The sequence below is a fragment of the Hyphomicrobium sp. D-2 genome, from assembly GCF_029872155.1.
GTDB lineage: Bacteria > Pseudomonadota > Alphaproteobacteria > Rhizobiales > Hyphomicrobiaceae > Hyphomicrobium_A.
In genome coordinates this window covers 757893-778005 of sequence record NZ_JARXLA010000008.1, presented here as the reverse complement: position 1 = coordinate 778005, position 20113 = coordinate 757893, and the positions used below count along the sequence as shown (strand labels likewise).

Below are 20113 nucleotides of genomic sequence, written 5' to 3'. Positions count from 1 at the left end.
ATCGTATTGGCGCGGAGTTTTTCGCCCGCGCCCGGTGCCGATGAAAGTTGCGTGATCCGCGCTGCGGACACGTTGGCTGCCGTTTGGGAACCGCGATGAAGATCACGCGCCTCAGATTGCTGGGTTTCAAATCGTTCGTCGAGCCGACCGAGCTTGTCATCGAGCCCGGCCTGACGGGCGTTGTCGGCCCCAACGGCTGCGGCAAATCCAATCTCTTGGAAGCGCTGCGTTGGGTAATGGGTGAGACCTCGCACAAGAGCATGCGCGCGGCCGCCATGGATGACGTGATCTTCGCCGGCACCACGGGCCGCCCGCCGCGCAACAGCGCCGAAGTGACGATCTTCCTCGACAACAGTGCACGGCTGGCGCCGGCCGAGTTCAACAACTCCGACCATCTGGAAATCACCCGCCGCATCGAGCGCGAGGCGGGATCGGCCTATCGCATCAACGGCCGCGAGGCGCGCGCGCGCGACATCAAGATATTGTTCGAGGATGCCGCCACCGGGGCGCGTTCACCCGCACTGGTGCGGCAGGGGCAGATTGCCGAGATCGTCAACGCCAAGCCGGAACAGCGCCGCCGCATTCTTGAGGATGCAGCGGGCGTTGCAGGTCTGCACAGTCGCCGCCACGAGGCGGAGCTACGTCTCAAGGCTGCCGAAGCGAACTTGGAGCGCCTCACCGACGTTCTCGGTCAGCTCAATACGCAGGTTGAAGGCCTGAAGCGGCAGGCGCGCGCGGCCCGGCGTTACAAGGAAATATCCGACGCCATCCGCCGTGCCGAAGCGCTGCTGATGCATCTGACGTGGGTGGATGCGCAGACGCACGTCGACGCGGAAGAAACAAATCTGCGCAATGCACTGGCGTTGCTCGGCACGGCAACCGAAGAAGAAGCGCGGGCGCTGGCCGAAGAAGCGCGCATCGCCGAGACGATGAACCCGCTGCGCGAGGAGGAAGCCCGGCGCGCCGCAGCCGTTGGGCGCCTGAGCATTGAGCAGGAGAATCTGGAGCAGGAAGCCAAACGCGCTGCCGACCGCGAGCAGGAAATGCATGCCCGCGCCGAGCACTTCACCGCCGACATCGCCCGCGAAGAGGATGTGATTACCGAAGCGCGTGAGATCCTGGCCAACCTCGCAACAGAACTCGAAACGCTGGCGCTTGACGATGTGCAGGCGGAAGAAACCGAAGACCGCGCCCACGAGCGGCTGGAGGAAACGCAGGACAATCAGCGCCTCGCCGAAGCGCGCCTTGCCGACCTCACCACCAAGTTCGCTGAACAGCGCGCACACCGCCAGACCATTGAAGCCAATCTGTCCGAGCGGCAGGGGCGCGTCGCCAAGCTGAAGCGCCAGCTCGATGAACTGCATGCGCAGACGCAGGAAATCACCAGCCGTGCACCGGATGCGCAAAAGCTGCAGCAGATTACCGACGCTGGAAAACAGCTCGCGGAAAAAATCGCCAAGCTCGAAGTGCAGGCGCTGGCCGCCGAGGATCACGCGCGGGCGCTGATCGTCAGCAACGATGCAGCGCGCGAAGACGGCGCAGCCGCGCGGCTGCGGCTTGCAACGCTGCGTGCTGAACGTGAAACGCTGGTGAAGCTGCTGATCGGCACGCGCCAGGCCGACTATCCGCCGATCGTGGATCGTCTGCGCGTCGCCGCCGGATACGAAACCGCTCTCGGCGCCGCGCTTGGCGACGACCTTGAAGCCCCGGCAGCGGAGCAGGCGGCTGTGCATTGGCGCAATGTTCCGGCGGCCGCATCCGACCCTGCGTTGCCCGCCAGCGTCAAATCGCTGTCTGCACACGTCAAGGCGCCGCCGGAGCTTGATCGCCGCCTGCGCCAGACTGGCATCGTCGATGACGTGGAGCAGGGCCGCGCGCTGCAAGCGAAGTTAAAGCCTGGTCAGCGCCTCGTTACGCGCGCTGGCGATCTGTGGCGTTGGGATGGCTTCACCGCTGCTGCCGAAGGCGCAACACCGGCAGCGCAGCGCCTTGCCGAGCGTAATCGGCTGTCGTCCATCGAGCTGGAGGAAGCCGAAGCCCGCACCGCTGTCGCCACCGCTGAAGCGGCTGAGCGCCACGCATCGGAAGCACTCACCGCCGCCCGCACCGAAGAGCAACGCTTGCGTCAGCTGGGCCGCGAGGCGCAGACCATGCTGGCGAAAACGCGCGACAACCTCACCGCGATTGAGCGCGCAGCGCGCGAAACTGAAAGCAAGCTGGCGAGCGTTACCGGCGCGCGCAGCCGCGCTGAGGAAGAACTCGCATTGGCGCAATCGCTGCTGGCGGAAGCTGAGCAGGCCGCCGCTGGGCTCGCCGCCGCCGACGATCTCGAAACGCCACTGGCCGAAGCCAAGACCAAAGCGGAAGCCCGCCGGATGGAACTGGCCGACGCCCGCAGCGCACTGGCCAATATCGAACGCGACCGGCGCATGCGCGCCAACCGCCGCTCCGCCATCAACGTTGACCGCGAGCGCTGGACGGCACGCTCGGCCGGCGCCGACAAACAGATCGAAGCGCTGAAGGCGAGACTTGCAGAAGCAAGCGCGGAACTGGAAACGCTGGCCAACATTCCCGCAGCAATCGACGAGAAGCGCGGCAAACTACTGTCCGCACTGTCGGAAGCGGAAGCGGCGCGCCAGCAAGCGGCTGATGCCGTCGCAGAAGCCGATACCGCAACCAAGGCCGCAGTGCTGACGCTGCGGGCGGCGCAAGGTGCCGTGGCCGAAGCACGCGAAGGCCGCGCCCGCACCGAGGCCCGGCTTGAGGCTGCGCGCACACGCCGCCAGGATGTTTCGCGCCAGATCCGCGAGGAACTGGACGTTGCGCCGGAGAACTGCCTGGCGCTGGCTGAACCGGAACCGGGTGCGCCGTTGCCCGAGCTGTCACAGGTCGAACGCAAGCTGAACAGTTTGCGCGGTGATCGCGAGCGTCTGGGCGGCGTCAACCTGGCCGCCGATCAGGAACTGGAAACGCTCAGCGCGCAAACCAACAATATGGAGACCGAGAAGGCCGATATTGAAAGCGCCATCGCCAAGTTGCGCGGCGGCATCGGCCAGCTCAACCGCGAAGCTCACAAGCGCCTGAATGAAGCATTTGAAGCGGTGAACGCTCATTTCGGGCGGCTGTTCTCAACGCTGTTCGGCGGCGGCGAGGCGCGGCTTGAAATGGTTGCTGGCGAAGATCCGCTGCAAGGCGGGCTTGAAATCATCGCCAAGCCACCGGGCAAGAAACCGGCGACGCTATCGCTGCTTTCCGGCGGCGAACAGTCTCTCACCGCGATGTCCCTGATCTTCGCCGTGTTCCTCACCAACCCATCGCCGATATGCGTGCTGGACGAAGTTGATGCACCGCTCGACGACGCCAACGTCGATCGCTTCTGCCGTCTGCTGGAGAACATGGCCGAGGAAACCGCCACGCGCTTCCTCGTCATCACGCATCACCCGATGACCATGTCGCGCATGAGCCGTCTGTTCGGCGTCACGATGGCTGAGAAAGGCATCTCGCAGCTTGTGTCGGTGGATCTGCAGACCGCGCATAGTTATCGCGAAGCCGTTTGATCCTTCGCTTTTCTCTCATGTGGTGTCGAAGCCTCGCGACGTGCTGCCGGATTGGCGACGGTTGCGAGCTGCCGTGCACGCCGCACCTTCTGCGGCTTGCCGCCGATCGGCGCCATCAGCTCCTTGGCGACCTCAACAATCAGCACGCCGGAAAACGCAGGCGAAAGATTTGCGCCCACGCGCTCCCATGCCGTCGATGAGCGCAGCATGACACGCCATCCGAACGGCGGAAAAAACAGCGCGCCATTGCAGTCCATCGGCGTGAACATCGCGCCCTCCAGCAGTTGCGTCAGCTGCTGCCGGCTATAGGGCCGCCCGTGTCCGAACGGCGTTTTATCGAGACGCGCCCACACGCCACGGCGGTTCGGCACCACGAGTATCATCCGCCCTTCCGGTGCCAGCACGCGCCACATCTCGCGCAGCAGGTGTCGGGTGTGATCGGCCACCTCCAGGCAATGCACCCCCAGCAGGCGATCAACCGAACCATCGGCCAGCGGCAGCCGATTATCGTCGACAAAAACCGCTTGCGACGGCCCTTTTATTGGCCAGCGCGCGCATCCGCCCATGCTGTCGGGCACCAGCGATCCGAGATGGCTGACTTCACCGCGAAATGCGCCCAGAAACGGCGATGTGTAGCCCAATCCCACCAGCGTCATGCCACTGAGGCCGCGCCAGCGCGCGCGGATGCGATGCGCCAGCATACGGCGCACCGTCTGCCCCAGCGGCGTTGCATAAAATGCCTGCAATTCGTCTACGTGTGACTGCACCCGTATTTCCGTCCAGTTGCTTCAGCCGCCACTCTGACCGCTTCGCCCGCCAATTCAAGCCTTCGGCGCGATGACGTTGTCATACCTGCGCAGCACGGTTACCCTTTGCTTCATTCAATTTTCCATCAGAACTCGTCAGGGTGCCGCTCCGCATGACACCGAAGCTCGAAATCGAGCAGTTTCCTTGTCTGTCCGACAACTATGGCGTGCTGATCCATGATGCCGATGCAGGCGTAACGGCCTCGATCGATGCGCCCGACGCCGAAGAGGTGCTGGCGCAGCTGGCCGTCAAGGGCTGGAAACTGACGCACATATTCGTCACCCACCACCACAACGATCACACCGGCGGCATCCTGAAACTGAAGCAGGCGACGGGTTGCACAGTCATCGGCCCGCGCGGTGAAGCCAATCGCATTCCAGGCATCGACAAAGCTGTCGGCGAAGGCGACACGCTGCGCTTTGGCAACTTCGATATCGAGGTGCTGGAAACCCCAGGCCACACCATTGGCCACATCGCCTACTGGTTTCCCGCTGCGAAAGTGCTGTTTGCCGGCGATACACTGTTTTCGCTCGGCGCCGGACGCATCTTTGAAGGCACGCCGAAAGGGATGTGGCAGTCACTGCAAAAGATCATGCGTCTGCCGCCCGACACTCAAATTTATTGCGGACACGAATACACCCAATCCAACGCGCGCTTTGCACTGGCGCTGGAACCGGACAATCAGGCGCTCATCAATTTCGCCGCTCGCGTCGAGCAGCTCCGCGATCACAATCAGCCAACACTACCGACAAGGCTCGACCGTGAAATGGAAGCCAATCCGTTTCTGCGTCCGCATTCGGACGCGATACGCTCGCTGCTGGGTTTGAAGGATGCAGCGGACTGGGAAGTGTTCGCGGCTGTGCGCGAACTGAAAAACAGAAGCTGACACAATGAGCGAACTCACTGCCTCCGACATCATCCGGATGCTTGATCTCAAACCGCATCCTGAAGGCGGACATTTCCGCGAAACCTTTCGTGACGAAAACACCATCGCGACCGACGACGGTGGAGCGCGCGCCGCATCGACAGCGATTTATTTTCTGCTGGCACACGGCGAGGTATCGCACTGGCATCGCGTTGACGCGGTGGAAATCTGGCATTGGCATGCCGGCGCTCCGCTGCAACTCTCGATCGCGCCACCGGATGGAACGATCGCCGATCTGACTATCGGTTCGGATCTCATCAAAGGGGAGCGACCTCAAGGCATTGTTCCGCCTGGATACTGGCAGAGCGCACGCAGTCTGGGCGCGTGGACGCTGGTTAGCTGCACGGTAGCGCCGGGGTTTCTGTTCGAGAAGTTTGAACTTGCAGCGCCGGATTTTTCACCGCCACGCGTGTGATTCAACGACACTGGACCGCGCGGCCTGTCAGCTTGTTGCGATCCAGACAGCCCATATGTTGCATCGAAACATCAGAATCGCGTTTTCCACCACTAACGACCAACGCTGATCATCTCTAACCCACCGTTCGCACACAGTTTTCCAGCCTTGTTGGCTGTCAGACGGTTGCCGCGCTTATGCGACTCACCAAATGGTTCTAGCAACGTGATTGCTACGGCCATGCGGGGGGATGTGGGTTATGAAACGCGAGTCGTCAGGGCCAATTCTGACAGCGGTGTTTGTCGACTACGACAACGTCTATCTGTCGTTGAAGCGCAAGAGCGAGGACGCTGCGAAGCGGTTCTCCAAGGATGCTGGCGCGTGGCTCAAAGAGATCATCAACGGATCTCTGATGACGGCGACCAATGCGCCGAAGGCCGATGCTGAGCGGCGTCTGGTTATTTGCCGCTGCTACGGCAATCCGGTTCCCCGCCGCAATCAGAACGACAACTCCACCGACATGAGCTCGTTCCCGTTCGTGCGCCATCATTTCCTGCGCGCCGGGTTCGAAGTGGTCGACTGCCCGCCGCTAACCGCTCAGCTCAAGAATTCGGCTGACATCCGCATGGTCATGGATGTGCGCGATACCCTCACGCACGACACCCGCTTCGACGAATTCGTGATCCTCTCTGCCGATGCCGACTTCACGCCCGTTCTGCACCGTCTGCGTTCCCACGCACGCCGCACGGTGATCTATTCGAACGATCACACCGCCGCCCCCTACACCGCCATCTGTGATGCTGAAATCCGCGAAGCCAATTTCCTGGCGCTGCTGACGGATGGCAGCAACAAGATTGCCGACCAGTCGGAAGCCCAGCAGCGTGGTGGCCAGCAGCAGGCGCTGCCGAGCGCAGCTTCCATCGAAGCTGTACGCAAGGAAATCCTGACCGAGGTTGCCAACATCGTGCGCACGGCCGACCAGCCGGTGCCGCTTGAGGCGCTCGCCGATCGCTGCGTGCGCGTTCTGGGGCACGAGAAAACCGCTGGTTCGGCATGGGGTGGCACCGGAAGCTTCCGCGATCTGCTTACGCGCGGCCTGCCGGAAGATATCCGGCTTACTGCCCAGCCGCCGTACTTCGTCTACGACGCCAACCGTGCGGCGCAGGCAAGTGCCCCGCGCATTGAAAGCCGCATGATGGAGCAGCCGCGTGCCGAGATGCAGCCCCGCGCAGAAATGCCGGTGCCGGCACAGCAGCCGCGCATGGAGGGCCGTATCGCACCACGGGCAGAGATGCCCGTCGCTGATCCGTCCCGCGCCGAAGGGTTGATGGCACAGCGCTCACTGGCGCCATTCTTTGGCCCACAGCAATCCAATGCAAATCACCGGCAAGTCGCAGCTACCAACGATTACCCCAATCCGATGGAGCAGCATCAGCCGATGACCCCGGCTCAGCCCGAGACCCTCACGGGCCAGCCGGGGGCGTTCCGTCAGCCGCTGCAGCCTCAGCATATGTCTCAGCCTCAGCAGGCCCCCGCACAGCAAGCGCCGATGTCGCCGCGTACTGCACAGGGTGCTGCTTCGATCCAGCAGTCGATCGCGCGCATCCACGAAGCCAGCCAGGCGCCGACACTGTCACCGCAGGATTACCGTACGCTGTTCGATGTCATGGCGCAGGAGATTGCTGCGAACGGTCTTGCTGGCCAGCAAACGCTGGCAAACATCGTGAAGCGCGCAGAGAGTGTTGGCATCGGTGTGCGCCGTGACGACGTTCGCTTTGTGCTTGATGTCGTGAGCGAGGCTGATCCCTGGTTCGATCAGGGTGCATCGCCCAGCCTGTTTGCATCGCGGTTCCGCAACTTTGTCGTCGCACGTTGCCGTGGTCAGGGGCTCAATCTTTCCGCTGACGAGCTTGACCTGATCGAAGCATGGTTTGCTGCTCCGGTGGCAGCCCAGCCGCAGCAGCGTCAGCGTGCTCCGCAACAGCAGGATGGATACGCGCCGACGTGGCAGCAGCAGCCCGGCATGGCCCAACCTTCGCAGGCAGGCATGATGGATCCGTCAGTCCAGCAGGGCGACCCTAACCAGCGTTGGTGGGGCAATGAAGATACCGGACAGGCGACCGGAACGGGTGGAGACGACTTCCCTCGCATCATCCGTACCCGTCTGCGCGGATAAGAGACGCATAAACTTCGAGATCACTTCAACGGTCGGGGTTTTCCCGGCCGTTTTCTTTGGTGCTGCTGTGCTGTGCGTTCCAACGCACTGAGAACGTCGCCAGCCGTGCGATCAGTGCAGGCCGTCATCAAACGCAAATGGCCAAAAAAAATGGCCGGACAGAAGTCCGGCCATTTCCATAAACAGATCTTGGCTGCTGGCTTGGAGCCTTTCAGCGTTTCGTTGAATCGCGGAAAGGCTCTAGCTGTTTGTTGGGTCGTGCTTCTTGTCGGAAAATCGGTTCCCACTTTTCCGGAAGCACTTAGGTAGCCATGTAATGGCCGCCGTTGATGTCGAAGCAGGCACCGGTGATGAAACCAGCGCTGTCGGCAGCAAGGAACACCACGGCGCGCGCGATTTCGTCGGCTTCGCCAAGGCGGCCGGCCGGAATCTGCGGAATGATTTTGGTGTCGAGAACTTCCTTCGGCACCGCCGCGACCATCTCAGTGGCGATGTAGCCCGGCGCGATAGTGTTGACGGTGATGCCCTTGGCAGCGCTCTCCGCAGCCAGCGCCTTCGTGAAACCGTGCGCACCAGCCTTTGCGGCCGAATAGTTCGTCTGGCCCATCTGGCCCTTGCGGCCGTTGATGGACGAAACGTTGATGATGCGGCCGAAGTTGCGCGCGCGCATACCGTCGATCACCGGACGCGACATGTTGAACAGGCTGTCGAGGTCGACGTTGATGACCTCGTTCCACTGCTCCTTCGTCATGCGGTGAAGCATGGCGTCGCGCGTGATGCCGGCGTTGTTGACGAGAACGTCAACCGGGCCAACTTCCTTGGTCACCTGCTCGATGCCAGCGGCGCAGGCGTCATAGTCGCCAACGTTCCACTTGAAAACAGGAATGCCGGTTTCGGCCTGGAACTGCTGCGCGGCGGCGTCATTGCCAGCATAGTTGGCGGCGACGCGGTAGCCCGCATTCTTCAGGGCGACGGAAATTGCGTGGCCAATACCACGCGTACCACCCGTCACCAGGGCAACACGAGCCATGAAGAACCTCCCTCGATTGGTCTCTTGATTTGGATAATGACGATTTCAGTGCTGCGATAAAAAACGGGGCCCGACGCTAAGCGCCAGAGCCCCGATCTTTAAATCAGTCGCGTGCAACGCACATGGCGATGCCCATGCCACCGCCGATGCAAAGCGTGGCGAGGCCCTTCTTGGCGCCGCGACGCTTCATTTCATGCACCAGCGTGGTCAGAACGCGGGCACCGGAAGCACCAATGGGGTGACCAATGGCAATCGCGCCACCATTAACGTTGACCTTGTCCGTATCCCAGCCAACGCCCTTGTTGACTGCGCAGGCCTGTGCCGCGAACGCTTCGTTGGCTTCGACGAGGTCAAGATCCTTGGCATCCCAGCCGGCCTTCTCCAGCGCCTTCTTGGAAGCCGGGATCGGACCCGTACCCATGATGGACGGATCAACGCCGGCCTGTGCCCACGACACGATGCGTGCGAGCGGCTCGATGCCACGCTTCTTGGCTTCGGCGGCGGTCATCAGCACCAGCGCGGCGGCGCCGTCGTTGAGGCCCGATGCGTTACCGGCGGTAACAGTGCCAGCCTTGTCGAAAGCCGGACGGAGCTTGGCAACGCTTTCCAGCGTGGCGCCGTCACGGATGTACTCGTCCTCTTCAACGATGACGTCGCCCTTGCGACCCTTGACGGTGACGCTGGCGATCTCATCCTTGAACTTGCCGGCCTTCTTTGCGGCTTCAGCTTTGTTCTGCGAAGCGACGGCGAAGTTGTCCTGATCTTCACGCGAGATCTGCCACTGGCGAGCGACGTTCTCGGCGGTGGTGCCCATGTGGTAGTTGTTGAAGGCGTCCCACAGGCCGTCCTTGATCATCGTATCGACGAACTTGACGTCACCCATCTTGGTGCCATTGCGCATGTGAGAAGCATGCACCGACTGGCTCATGTTCTCCTGGCCGCCTGCAACGACGATGCTGGCGTCGCCTGCAAGGATCTGCTGGGCGCCGAGGGCAACCGCGCGCAGGCCCGAGCCGCAAACCTGATTGACCGTGAAGGCCGGGCTGTCGACCGGGATACCGGCGCCAATCGAAGCCTGGCGGGCCGGGTTCTGGCCCTGGGCGCCCGTCAGCACCTGGCCGAGGATCACTTCCGACACGTCGCCCGGCTCAACCTTGGCCCGCTCGAGAGCAGCCTTGATCGCGATCGTGCCGAGGTCATGGCCGGCTACGGTCGCGAGGGAACCATTGAATGAGCCAACTGGAGTGCGCGCCGCGCTCGCAATGACGATGGTTGTATTGTCGTCGCTCATTCGGGAAGGCTCCTTTTGTGAAGAGTGTGGAGTTTGCGAATTGGGGCGCCACGCGCAAGGCGGGCAGCACCCGTTAAACTGGGGGCCAGCCCGGCCGTGGCGTAAACCACGAATTACCAAAGCTTAGGCTTGCCGCCAGCTAATGCGCCATCTGGCTGCAACGGTCAACACAAACGGCTGGCCCATGCGGTCCGGGGTGTGTTACGCTGCCGCAGTGCAAAATACCTCTGGCGGCTCTCAGGAATGCTGAACAAACCCGACCCATCTGCCGAAAAGAAAGAAGCGGTTGTCATAAAAAAATATGCCAACCGCCGGCTCTACAATACAGAAACGAGCACCTACGTGACGCTCGAGGATCTGGCTGCGATGGTCCGATCCGATCGCGACTTCGTCGTGTACGACGCCAAGTCCGGCGACGATCTCACGCACTCCGTCCTGACACAGATCATCGTTGAGCAGGAGAACCGCGTCGGTGGGCAGACCCTGCTACCCGTGCCGTTCCTTCGTCAGCTCATCCGCTTCTATGACGACAGCATCGGTCGCATGGTGCCGGGATATCTCCAGTTCAGCATGGAGAATCTGGTCAAGGATCAGGAGAAGCTGCGCACGCAGTTCGCGTCTGCATTCTCCAATCCGACGGCAGCATTCGAGGTCTATCAGGACCTCGCGCGCAAGAACATGCAGATGTTCGAGCAGGCGGTTTCGATGTGGAGCAATCCATTTACGCAGGGTATGCCCGGCGCTGCCAAGCCAACCGGTGCGCAGCCGCAGGCACGGCCTCAGCCAGCTCCCGCCGCCACAAAGACATCTGCTGACTCCGGCTCTGATATTGACGACCTGAAGGCTCAGCTCGCTAGCATGCAGCAGAAGCTGGACAAGCTTTCACAGGATCGCGATTAGCGCCGGAAACAGCGCATTTCTGCGCAACTGCGGCTCGCCAACCTGACCCGCAATATATCGACACAAAGAAAAAACCCCGCTGGCCACAGGCCTGCGGGGTTTCTTTTTGTTTCGTTGCTAGCGGTGCAGTACGTGCGTTCACTGAACGCCCGACATACGGGCGCACTTCAGCGCGCTATCAATGCTCCATGCCACCGATAGCGAGGTCGCGACGTGCAACGCGAATGCCGATAGTGAAGCCGGCGATGACATCGATGGCGGTCGCAACGGTGATGAGGAAGAACGTCGACGTAGCCGCCAGCGGAGCAAGCAGGAACTCGACGAGGCAGACGACGAACAGCACCATCGACAGGCCGTGGTCGACCAGCGACGACGTTGATGTGTAGGTCGACTTAATGAGCTCGGCGAACAGCAGGAACAGCGTCAGCAGAATGATCGCGTCGCCAACCTTGAAGCTCCAGTGTCCACCGCTCAGCATCGGCATTTCAAACAGCGAATTGCTCAGAACCTCAGTGCCGCCGGAAACGAACACAACGGCGTTGTAGATGATCAGAGCAAAGACGATCGACGGGATGGACCGGAGCGACATAACGCATTCCCCCTATTGGCCAGCACTGGCCGGAGCACGAGCACAACGGGCGAAAATTGCCCGCCAGCGGTTTCAGATGGCGTATTTCTGCCCGGACATTGCGCCGATTTCTGGCCATTCCCGGAGCGGCAGAATTTTTTCGCGCAACGCCCTAAAGCCGGCATGACATTGCAGCGCACCACAGATGCGGCACGCTGTCTCAATGCGTCAACCCACAATTTTTTGTGCCCGGAACCTGCTTCCGGGCATCAAAAAAGGATCAAACGTCTGCCTTGGGCTCAAGAATCTGGCGACCGCGATACTTGCCGGTCTTCAGATCGATGTGGTGCGGACGGCGCAGCTCGCCCGAATCCTTGTCTTCGACATAGGTCGGGTTGGCGATGGCGTGATGAGAACGGCGCTGGCCCTTCTTCATGGGCGATACTTTTTTGCGCGGAACGGCCATTTGAGTAAACTCCGAGGTAAAAGTCGGGCTGGCGCGGAGCCAAAGACACCGCTGCCGGGCCTTTCGGGCCCTGCAAATCCCGACTGTGAAAGCGAATATCCACTAAGCGCCCCTCGGCGGCGAAGCCAGCGGGAAGCCTGTTGGGGCGCCTTATACTACATTCTTCGCCGAGTTCCAGTGGTCTGGCGTTGTCATGGAAGACAGCCGAACCACCTGACAAAGCGTTAACGCCCCTGATCGATGCAGGAAAGCACGCCACGGGCCCCGGCCGCCCGCTGTTGAATGACGCCAGCGCGCTTGCGCACCAGCGGTCCGGGCCGGCCGGCATTGCGGACAATCGGGTTCGGCAGCGAGACTGCCAATTGCGCCGCCTGACGGGCCGTAAGCTGCGAAGCGGGGCGCTTGAAATGGGTGCGCGATGCCGCCTCGGCCCCGAACACACCGGGCCCCCATTCGACGACATTCAGATAGACTTCCAATATCCGCGCCTTCGGCCAGGTCAGCTCGATGGCCACGGTCAGCGGCACTTCGACCATCTTGCGCAGGTAGCTCTTCGTCGGCAGCAGAAACAGGTTTTTTGCCAGCTGCATCGTTATGGTGCTGGCGCCGCGCGGATAGCCGCCGCTCGACCGCCGGATGGCGTTGGCCATTTCTTCCAGATCGATGCCCCAATGCTGGCAGAAGCGCGAGTCCTCCGACACCACCACCGCGCGCTGCAGGTTGGGCGAAATCTGCTCCAGCGGCACCCACTGCTTCTGTATCGAAGTTCCGGTGAGCCACTGCTGCGCCATCAGCATAGAAAATGGTGGATTTACAAAGCGGTACAGCACCACCAGCGCCAGCACGAACGCAAACCAGCCCACCAGCACAAAGAAGCCTATGCGCGCCACACGGTAGGCGAACGCCTTCCAGTCCCGTCTCTCCGGCTGCCCGGAGGCTGGCGCTGCTGAAGGCGGGCTGTGCCACCCGATGTCCGCTGCATGGGCTGCGGATACAAACGCGGACGAGGGCGCGATCGCCGCCGCCTGAGGCGCTGACCACATGCGGCTAAAGTCCGGCCCTGGGGCAGCGGTTTCCGGGACAGAAGTCACCTCTACGCTCGGCGTCCAGTCGCTATGCGAATCCGGGTGGAGGGACAGCTTCGATGCTTGAGGGGTTGTCGGCGCATCCAGCGAGGGCAGTGCCGGCTCAGGCGCCCGCCAAGCGCCGATATCGGGCACCGTCACGGGCGCGGAGATGGGCGCAGACATTTCCGGCACGAACGATGGCGCATCGGTATCGGCAGGCGCGAGGCCCAGGGCGGTGTCTGCCGCGTTGCCGCCTGCGGTTGGCTCAGCAGCTACCGCTGGCGGCATTAAATCTGACGCCACGGCCTCATCGGCCGCATCGTCTTCACCTGCCTCAAAGCCCGCCACAGCCGCGCCTGAAGGCATTGGCTGCGGGGCCTCATTCGCAGCATTGGCGGTCTTCGCAACGTCGGCAAAGTCCTCAGCCGGCTGCGAACCGGAAATTTCTTCCGCCGCTGCCATTGGCAGGCCCGGCACGTCGCCATCAGATCGCGCCGTTTCCAGTGGATCGGGCCACGGCTCCAGTGCCGGAACGCCCTGTGTATCGGTCGCAAGCACTGGGTGATCCGCAACGGCAGCTTCTTCTGACAGGGTCGGCGTTTGAATTTCCTGCGGCATCGCCACGCCAGTCACACCATCGGGAAACGCATCCGCTGGCTGCGGAAAAAGTTCAGGGGTTGGGGGAGGCTCTTCACTCAGTACCGGATCGACAGGGCGCTGCATCCGATCGGACTCATCACCAGCGGCCGTTTCAGCAGCGTTTGCGTCGACAGACGGGCCATCCAGATCCGGACCGACCATGCTTGTGAAGCCCAGAAACGGCCCCGCCTGCACAGGCCCCTCGACTGTTTCCAGGGGCGGCGGAGACGCTCCATGCGCCTCGACGCCAGCAACAGCCCCATCCTCATCCGATGGCTTCGATTGCCCATCCGGAGACGCGGGAAAGGCCTTGGCGAGCGGCCGTGGAGGATCGGACCTTTCCATACTGTGCTTGCGTCGCTCCGATGCTATATGCGCGGCTTGTTTCACCGCTCTAGAGCCGCTCCTGTTTCTGATGGATCAGGAAACAGCTCTAGCCATTTTTTCCATCGTGCTTTTGGAAAATCGGTTCCCATTTTCCGGCAGCACTCTAGCGCCCGTTCCGCTCCGGCGCGCTGGTCCGATCGCAGTTAGGTAGCCAAAAATGACCTTCGTGCAAAGGCTCGCCGTCCAGGCGGAGCGGATCGAACAGCACCTCACCGAAATGCTTGCAAAATACGGGCCTCAAAATGGCAGTCGTCTGAATGCCGCCATGGGCCACGCCCTGCTGGGCGGCGGCAAGCGGTTTCGCCCGTTTCTGGTGATCGAGAGCGCGGCACTGTTCGGCATTCCGGCTGAGGGCGCGCTTGATGCCGCTGCCGCCTTCGAGTGCATTCATTGCTACTCGCTTGCCCATGACGACCTGCCCTCGATGGACAACGATGATCTGCGCCGGGGGCGCCCCACGGTTCACAAAGCGTTTGATGAGTGGACTGCCATTCTTGCCGGCGATGCACTGCTGACGCTTGCGTTCGAGATCATAGCCAGCGACAGCGCGCACGCGGATCCAGCCGTTCGCGCGCGGATGGTGGCCCTGCTGGCGAAGGCCGCAGGCGGTCGCGGCATGGTGCTGGGACAGATGCTCGATCTTGAAGCGGAAAAGCGCAACGAACCTGCACAGCCCAGCGCTGGCCACATCCGCCATCTGCAGGCGCTGAAAACCGGCGCGCTGATTGCAGCGGCATGCGAAGCCGGTGCGGTGCTTGGCGCAGCCTCGCCCGCCCAGCGTGACGCGCTGCGTACCTATGGCGAAAATCTGGGGCTGGCGTTTCAGATTGCTGACGACCTGCTCGATGCAGAAGGCGACGCCGCAACGATGGGCAAAGCCGCGGGCAAGGACGCGGCGGCAGGCAAGGCAACGCTTGTCGATCTCATCGGCATCGACAATGCGCGCGCGCAGCTTGCTGAAGCAGTACGCGGCGCCGAAGCAGCGCTGGCACCGTTTGGCGAACGCGCCTCATCTCTCATCCAGGCGGCACATTTCGCGGCCAAACGCGAGCACTGACACCCAACAAAAAAGGCGCTCCGAAAAGCGCCTTTTGCAATGTGATGGCAGAGCGGAGCGCTGCGCATGCAGCCTCAGCGCCGGATCAGAAGCGATAGTTGAGACCCACGCGCGCGCTGTGGAAATCGGTCTCGGTCGTGTAGGTGCCCGATGGCGTCGAGAACGTCTCGCTGCCGAGATCGACATAGAGATATTCGCTCTTCAGCGACCAGTTCGGCGCAAACGCCCACTCGATACCACCGCCAACCGTGTAACCGGTCTGGATCTCGCTGCTGGAAATGCTGGTTGTCGGCGACATCCCGTTGAACTGCACATCGGCGAAAGCGAGACCGCCCGTCACATAGAGCAGCGCCGGACCGGCTGCGTAACCGATGCGGCCGCGCAAAGTTGAGAACCAGTCGACGTCACTCGTCACACCGGTGAAGCCGCTGCTGAGTACGGTTGAATCGCTGAGGTCAGCGCTTTGAATATCCCATTCGACACCCAGCACCAGTGAATTGAACTGCGCGTTGTAGCCGATCTGGCCGCCGCCGAACCAACCGTCCGGATTGGTGTAGCCAACGCCGCCGCCGATACCGTTGAAAGAAGCGGCGTTATCATTGCCCCAGCCATAACCGGCGTTGACGCCCATGTAGAGGCCTTGCCAGTTCCACACGCCACTCTGCACCGGCGCATAGGCGGGCTCGTAGTAAGGCTCGGCACGCGGCGGGTTATACGGGCCAAGATCGGCGGCAATAGCGCCACCGGACCACGCAGCGGCGGCAACGCCTGCAAGCAGCAATCTGTTCATGGCGAGGGGTTCCTGATTTTTGCGGATGTTTGTTCGTTTTGAAGCCACGCGTTAACGCTCCGGCAGCAAAAAAGTTCATCGAATTAACCAATTCGATGACGTCGCTTCGAGCTTAGGATTTGCCAATGGCGTGAGCTTGGCGGGGACGTGGCGAAGCTGCCCCATTTCCGGGATGAATGTGGCCACAACGCGCCGCTCAGATAGCGGCATCAGCCCTAACAATCGGCTAAGAATGCGGCGAGGTATTCGGGGTCACTGCGGAACGGCGCGGATGGCGTATCGCCCGCCGCTACATGCCGCCGACGCCCGGGCCGCCCTTCTGCGATTCACGCGGGTCGCCGGACTCTGCCTTCTTGTGCTCGAAGATTTGTTCAGCGTTAGCGCGCGCGCCAGCGACCTGATTGGCGGTCAGACGGCACGAATTATCCTTGTCCAGAAGCGCGAACGCGCGATTGGGCTTATCGACGAATTCGGTGCGGTCAACTTTGCCGTCGCCGTTGGCGTCATAGTAGCTGAAGTCCACCGTCTGGAACATGCGATCGGTGGAAATGATCTTGGCGTATTCCGTGCGGTCCAGGCTGCCATCGCCGTTGCCGTCGGCGGCATTAAACAGCTCGGTGGCGTATTCCTTCCACTCCTCGCACGTCACCACGCCGTCGCGGTTACGGTCCCAGCCGCCAGCAGCGGAAAGAAACACGCGGTCGGTATCGGGAAGGCTTGAGCCGGAGCATCCGCCAAGGGCGACAACCGCCACACCCAGCGCAGCCGCTGTCAGGATTGTCCGCGAGCCAAGGCGCACCGTGGGCATTTTGATTTTTGTTGTCATTCGTATTCCCCCACGGGTTGCGGCTGCGCCCTATGCCGTATGGCGCTCCTGCGCCTCCACATCAACAGCCTTGGAGTTCCCAAATCGGCGTTCGATGTAGTCCTCCACGATTTTCTGGAAGTCCGCCGCGATGTTCGGACCACGCAATGTCATGGCCTTCTCGCCGTCGATGAACACCGGCGCGGACGGAGTTTCGCCCGTGCCCGGCAGCGAAATACCGATATCAGCCTGCTTGGATTCGCCCGGCCCGTTCACAATGCAGCCCATGACGGCGAAATTCAGCGTCTCGACGCCCGGATAGCGCCGGCGCCAGTCTGGCATCCGGTCGGTGATCATGTCCTGCACATTGCGGGCAAGTTCCTGGAACACGGTGGACGTGGTGCGGCCGCAGCCGGGACACGCCGTTACCACCGGCATGAACGAGCGCAACCCCATCGACTGCAGGATTTCCTGCGCCACCCGAACTTCCAGCGTTCGCGCGCCACCCGGCTCCGGCGTCAGCGATACGCGGATCGTATCGCCGATGCCCGCCTGCAGCAGAATGCCGATGCCGGCCGTGGAGGCGACAATGCCCTTCGAGCCCATACCCGCTTCTGTCAGGCCGACGTGCAGCGCGTATTCACTGCGGGCAGCCAGCATGGTGTAAACGCTGACGAGATCCTGCACCGCCGACACCTTCGCCGACAGGATGATGTCGTTAGCGGTCATGCCGAGTTCTTCAGCGCGCGCCGCTGAAATCAATGCCGACTGCACGATGGCTTCGTGCATCACCGCGCGCGCATCCCTGGGCTCCGCCGCGCGTGCGTTCTCATCCATCAGCCGCGTCAGCAGCTCCTGATCCAGCGAGCCCCAGTTGACGCCGATACGAACCGGCTTTTTCCAGTGCAGCGCCGTATCGATGATGGCGGCGAACTGGCGGTCCTTCTTGTCCTTGAAGCCGACATTGCCCGGATTGATGCGATATTTCGCCAGCGCCTCCGCTGCGGCTGGATTGTCCGCCAGCAGCGTGTGGCCGTTGTAGTGGAAGTCGCCGATCAGCGGCACTGAAACGCCCTGCTTCAGCAGACGGTCGCGAATGTGCGGAACCGCCTTCGCCGCCTCGTCGCGGTCCACCGTCAGACGCACCAGCTCCGATCCGGCCCGGGACAGCGCCGCAACCTGCGTCACAGTGGATTCGATATCCGCGGTGTCGGTGTTGGTCATCGATTGCACGACGACGGGGGCCCCGCCCCCCACGGTCACGCCCGAGACACGGACGGAATGGGAGGAACGCCGGGGAGCAATCAAGAGAGTGGCCGTAGCCTGCATGGCTTGCATATCCGCCATTGGCACCAAGGGTCTAGCTAGAGCACGATCCCGTTTCTTTAAACCGCGATGTGGCTCTCGTCTTTTTTTGAGACCGATGATTCACGCTGCGGGCTGACAGGGTCCGCAGCGATCATGGTCTAATGCAGCTGCCACCAATTGGCCAGAGGGCTGGCATCGGCTGGCGTCGGTTAATCCTTTATCGCGTGGCCCCGCTACCGCGACCCAGCGCCGCCCAGCTCAGGGAAAGCGCGGCCACAAGCGACATTACGATCACAATCGAGGGGCCGCCGGGGGCGTCGAAGGCAAACGACAGCCATAGCCCAACCACTACACTGGCCACCGCAATCAGAGCCGTCAGCAGCACCATGCGCTCCGGCGTCCCGGCAAGGGGACGCGCCGCCACGGCCGGCACCACCAGAAAGGCCATGACCAGCAAAATGCCGACGATTTTCATCGCGACGGCGATCGTCACCGCCAGCAGGAATATGAACGCGGCGCGGATCCTGTCGCGCTTCACGCCCTCAGCCGCAGCCAGCTCCTCGTGGACCGCCAGCCGCAGCAACGGCTGCCACAGCAGCAGGATGCCCGCCAGCACGATGGCGCCGCCGACATAGATGATCGTCACATCAGTCGAGCTGACCGCGAATACGTCGCCAAACAGAAACCCGGCCAGATCGACCGGCGGTCCATCCAGCATCGAGGTGGCGATGACGCCAGCGGCGAGCGCGGCATGGTGCAGAAGGCCCAGCACGGGATCGAGGCCGACCAGTTTCTGGCGGCCGAACCACAGCAGCAGTGCCGCCACCAGCAACGCAACCACCAGCACGCCCCAAGTGACATCCATATGCAGCGCTAAGCCGAGCGCCACACCGATCAGCCCCGCCTGCGCAACGGTCTCGCCGAAGTAGGCAAGACGCTGCCACACGACGAAGCATCCGAGCGGAGCCGCGACGATTGCCAAACCAATTCCGGCCAGCAGCGCCCGCAGAAAGAAGGGTTCAAATATCAGCACGCGCTGCCGCCCTCCGGGCTGTCGCTATCGGTGGTATCGCCCGAGGCAGGATGGGGCATCCCGGCCAGGTCGTGGTGGTGATCATGCTCATGCCGATAGATGCCGAACGCCCGCGCGGCCTGCGGGCCGAACAGACGACCATAGGCCGGATGCTGCGCCACCGCCTGCGGCACGCCTGAGCAGCACACATGGCGATTGAGGCAGACCACGCGGTCAGAGCGCGCCATCACGATATGCAAATCGTGCGAAACCAGCAGCACGCCGAACCCGGCTTCATCGCGCAGGCGCCCGATCAGGTTGTAGAGATCGGCCTCACCGCTGTAATCGACGCCCTGTGCCGGCTCATCGAGCACGAGAAGGTTGGGTTTGCGCAGCAGCGCACGGGCCAGCAAAACGCGCTGCAACTCGCCGCCGGAAAGCTGGCCGAGCTGCTGCTGCGCCACCGATGAAGCATCCACCTGCCGCAGCAGATCCTCAACCCGACCGCCGTTGCGGCCAAGACCAAGCGTCAGGAACCGCTCAACCGTCATCGGGACAGAAACATCGCTGTCGAAGCGCTGCGGCACATAACCGATGCGCAGATCGGTCCGCCGGTGCACCTCGCCGCGCGTCGGCTTCTCCAAGCCCAGCAATACGCGCACCAACGTTGACTTGCCGGCGCCGTTGGGCCCGATCAGCGTAACGATCTCGCGCTCATTGATGTCGAGGTTGACGTCGATGAGCTGGTCGCGCCCGCCGCGCGTTACGCTAACCCCACGGGCGGATATGAGCGCGTCGGGATTGAACACCGGCACCTCTCCGGCACAATTATGATCGGCCTGGGCGTGCGCGCATCCATGACCGGACGCGTGACCGCACGCATTCGGCGCCGCCGCTGCGGCTGTAAGGTTTTTATCCGTGCCGGCCATGTCCG

17 protein-coding genes are annotated in these 20113 nt (G+C 62.4%); 6 read left to right on the top strand and 11 right to left on the bottom strand.

The genetic code is table 11. From position 1 onward, the window contains the following. Positions 1–95: 95 nt before the first annotated feature. Positions 96–3557, top strand: coding sequence for a chromosome segregation protein SMC (gene smc / locus QEZ49_RS16080; protein WP_280388371.1), 3462 nt, complete (start codon positions 96–98; stop codon positions 3555–3557). On the opposite strand, the gene QEZ49_RS16075 is transcribed toward smc, so the two are convergent. After that, the gene (locus QEZ49_RS16075; RefSeq protein ID WP_280388370.1) at positions 3539–4324 is read right to left on the bottom strand and encodes a class I SAM-dependent methyltransferase; all 786 of its coding nucleotides are present in this window, start codon (positions 4322–4324) and stop codon (positions 3539–3541) included. The two genes, smc and QEZ49_RS16075, sit on opposite strands and share 19 nt — an antisense overlap. A 152-nt stretch (positions 4325–4476) precedes the next feature. Here QEZ49_RS16075 and gloB point away from each other — a divergent pair, with 152 nt between their 5' ends. From gloB to QEZ49_RS16060, 3 genes are all read left to right on the top strand, one after another. After that, positions 4477–5250, top strand: a complete 774-nt coding sequence (gene gloB, locus QEZ49_RS16070) for a hydroxyacylglutathione hydrolase (RefSeq protein ID WP_280388369.1) — start codon at positions 4477–4479, stop codon at positions 5248–5250. 4 nt (positions 5251–5254) lie between these two features. After that, complete coding sequence (locus QEZ49_RS16065) at positions 5255–5704, top strand: cupin domain-containing protein (protein ID WP_280388368.1); 450 nt, start codon at positions 5255–5257, stop codon at positions 5702–5704. 238 nt (positions 5705–5942) lie between these two features. After that, on the top strand, positions 5943–7859 hold the full coding sequence (locus QEZ49_RS16060) for an NYN domain-containing protein (RefSeq protein WP_280388367.1): 1917 nt from the start codon (positions 5943–5945) through the stop codon (positions 7857–7859). Positions 7860–8160: 301 nt separating this feature from the next. On the opposite strand, the gene phbB is transcribed toward QEZ49_RS16060, so the two are convergent. Continuing rightward, positions 8161–8889 carry an acetoacetyl-CoA reductase gene (phbB, locus tag QEZ49_RS16055; protein WP_280388366.1) on the bottom strand — a complete coding sequence of 243 codons (729 nt, stop codon included), beginning with the start codon at positions 8887–8889 and terminating at the stop codon, positions 8161–8163. Between the two features lie 103 nt (positions 8890–8992). Next, a complete protein-coding gene (locus tag QEZ49_RS16050; protein WP_280388365.1) occupies positions 8993–10180 on the bottom strand; it encodes an acetyl-CoA C-acetyltransferase in 1188 nt (395 codons plus the stop codon). 243 nt (positions 10181–10423) lie between these two features. Between QEZ49_RS16050 and phaR the strand changes: the two genes are divergently transcribed. Beyond that, the gene (gene phaR, locus QEZ49_RS16045; protein ID WP_280388364.1) at positions 10424–11080 is read left to right on the top strand and encodes a polyhydroxyalkanoate synthesis repressor PhaR; all 657 of its coding nucleotides are present in this window, start codon (positions 10424–10426) and stop codon (positions 11078–11080) included. Positions 11081–11258: 178 nt separating this feature from the next. On the opposite strand, the gene QEZ49_RS16040 is transcribed toward phaR, so the two are convergent. The 3 genes from QEZ49_RS16040 to mtgA form a co-directional block, all read right to left on the bottom strand. Beyond that, positions 11259–11669 carry a hypothetical protein gene (locus QEZ49_RS16040; protein WP_280388363.1) on the bottom strand — a complete coding sequence of 137 codons (411 nt, stop codon included), beginning with the start codon at positions 11667–11669 and terminating at the stop codon, positions 11259–11261. A gap of 259 nt (positions 11670–11928) precedes the next feature. Next, a complete protein-coding gene (gene rpmF / locus QEZ49_RS16035; protein ID WP_280388362.1) occupies positions 11929–12114 on the bottom strand; it encodes a 50S ribosomal protein L32 in 186 nt (61 codons plus the stop codon). Positions 12115–12338: 224 nt separating this feature from the next. After that, on the bottom strand, positions 12339–14165 hold the full coding sequence (mtgA, locus tag QEZ49_RS16030; protein WP_280388361.1) for a monofunctional biosynthetic peptidoglycan transglycosylase: 1827 nt from the start codon (positions 14163–14165) through the stop codon (positions 12339–12341). A gap of 199 nt (positions 14166–14364) precedes the next feature. On the opposite strand from mtgA, the gene QEZ49_RS16025 reads away from it, so the two are divergent. Beyond that, positions 14365–15264 (top strand): farnesyl diphosphate synthase, encoded by a 900-nt coding sequence (locus tag QEZ49_RS16025; RefSeq protein WP_280388360.1) that lies wholly within the window; start codon positions 14365–14367, stop codon positions 15262–15264. 85 nt (positions 15265–15349) lie between these two features. On the opposite strand, the gene QEZ49_RS16020 is transcribed toward QEZ49_RS16025, so the two are convergent. From QEZ49_RS16020 to QEZ49_RS16000, 5 genes are all read right to left on the bottom strand, one after another. After that, positions 15350–16054, bottom strand: coding sequence for a porin family protein (locus tag QEZ49_RS16020; RefSeq protein WP_280388359.1), 705 nt, complete (start codon positions 16052–16054; stop codon positions 15350–15352). Positions 16055–16343: 289 nt separating this feature from the next. Then, on the bottom strand, positions 16344–16880 hold the full coding sequence (locus QEZ49_RS16015) for a histidine kinase (protein ID WP_280388358.1): 537 nt from the start codon (positions 16878–16880) through the stop codon (positions 16344–16346). Positions 16881–16910: 30 nt separating this feature from the next. After that, positions 16911–18197 carry a flavodoxin-dependent (E)-4-hydroxy-3-methylbut-2-enyl-diphosphate synthase gene (gene ispG, locus QEZ49_RS16010; protein ID WP_280388574.1) on the bottom strand — a complete coding sequence of 429 codons (1287 nt, stop codon included), beginning with the start codon at positions 18195–18197 and terminating at the stop codon, positions 16911–16913. 187 nt (positions 18198–18384) lie between these two features. Next, entirely contained in the window at positions 18385–19200 is an 816-nt protein-coding gene (locus QEZ49_RS16005) for a metal ABC transporter permease (RefSeq protein ID WP_280388357.1), read from the bottom strand. Further along, positions 19194–20108, bottom strand: coding sequence for a metal ABC transporter ATP-binding protein (locus QEZ49_RS16000; protein ID WP_280388356.1), 915 nt, complete (start codon positions 20106–20108; stop codon positions 19194–19196). Before QEZ49_RS16000 ends, QEZ49_RS16005 begins: the two co-directional genes overlap by 7 nt. Positions 20109–20113: the final 5 nt, after the last annotated feature.

Bases quoted from the DNA above. Each gene is read 5' to 3' on its own strand.
- smc (WP_280388371.1), top strand. From the start codon at position 96: ATGAAGATCACGCGCCTCAGATTGCTGGGTTTCAAATCGTTCGTCGAG.
- gloB (WP_280388369.1), top strand. From the start codon at position 4,477: ATGACACCGAAGCTCGAAATCGAGCAGTTTCCTTGTCTGTCCGACAAC.
- QEZ49_RS16065 (WP_280388368.1), top strand. From the start codon at position 5,255: ATGAGCGAACTCACTGCCTCCGACATCATCCGGATGCTTGATCTCAAA.
- QEZ49_RS16060 (WP_280388367.1), top strand. From the start codon at position 5,943: ATGAAACGCGAGTCGTCAGGGCCAATTCTGACAGCGGTGTTTGTCGAC.
- phbB (WP_280388366.1), bottom strand. From the start codon at position 8,889: ATGGCTCGTGTTGCCCTGGTGACGGGTGGTACGCGTGGTATTGGCCAC.
- QEZ49_RS16050 (WP_280388365.1), bottom strand. From the start codon at position 10,180: ATGAGCGACGACAATACAACCATCGTCATTGCGAGCGCGGCGCGCACT.
- phaR (WP_280388364.1), top strand. From the start codon at position 10,424: ATGCTGAACAAACCCGACCCATCTGCCGAAAAGAAAGAAGCGGTTGTC.
- QEZ49_RS16040 (WP_280388363.1), bottom strand. From the start codon at position 11,669: ATGTCGCTCCGGTCCATCCCGTCGATCGTCTTTGCTCTGATCATCTAC.
- rpmF (WP_280388362.1), bottom strand. From the start codon at position 12,114: ATGGCCGTTCCGCGCAAAAAAGTATCGCCCATGAAGAAGGGCCAGCGC.
- mtgA (WP_280388361.1), bottom strand. From the start codon at position 14,165: ATGGAAAGGTCCGATCCTCCACGGCCGCTCGCCAAGGCCTTTCCCGCG.
- QEZ49_RS16025 (WP_280388360.1), top strand. From the start codon at position 14,365: ATGACCTTCGTGCAAAGGCTCGCCGTCCAGGCGGAGCGGATCGAACAG.
- QEZ49_RS16020 (WP_280388359.1), bottom strand. From the start codon at position 16,054: ATGAACAGATTGCTGCTTGCAGGCGTTGCCGCCGCTGCGTGGTCCGGT.
- QEZ49_RS16015 (WP_280388358.1), bottom strand. From the start codon at position 16,880: ATGACAACAAAAATCAAAATGCCCACGGTGCGCCTTGGCTCGCGGACA.
- ispG (WP_280388574.1), bottom strand. From the start codon at position 18,197: ATGCAAGCCATGCAGGCTACGGCCACTCTCTTGATTGCTCCCCGGCGT.
- QEZ49_RS16000 (WP_280388356.1), bottom strand. From the start codon at position 20,108: ATGGCCGGCACGGATAAAAACCTTACAGCCGCAGCGGCGGCGCCGAAT.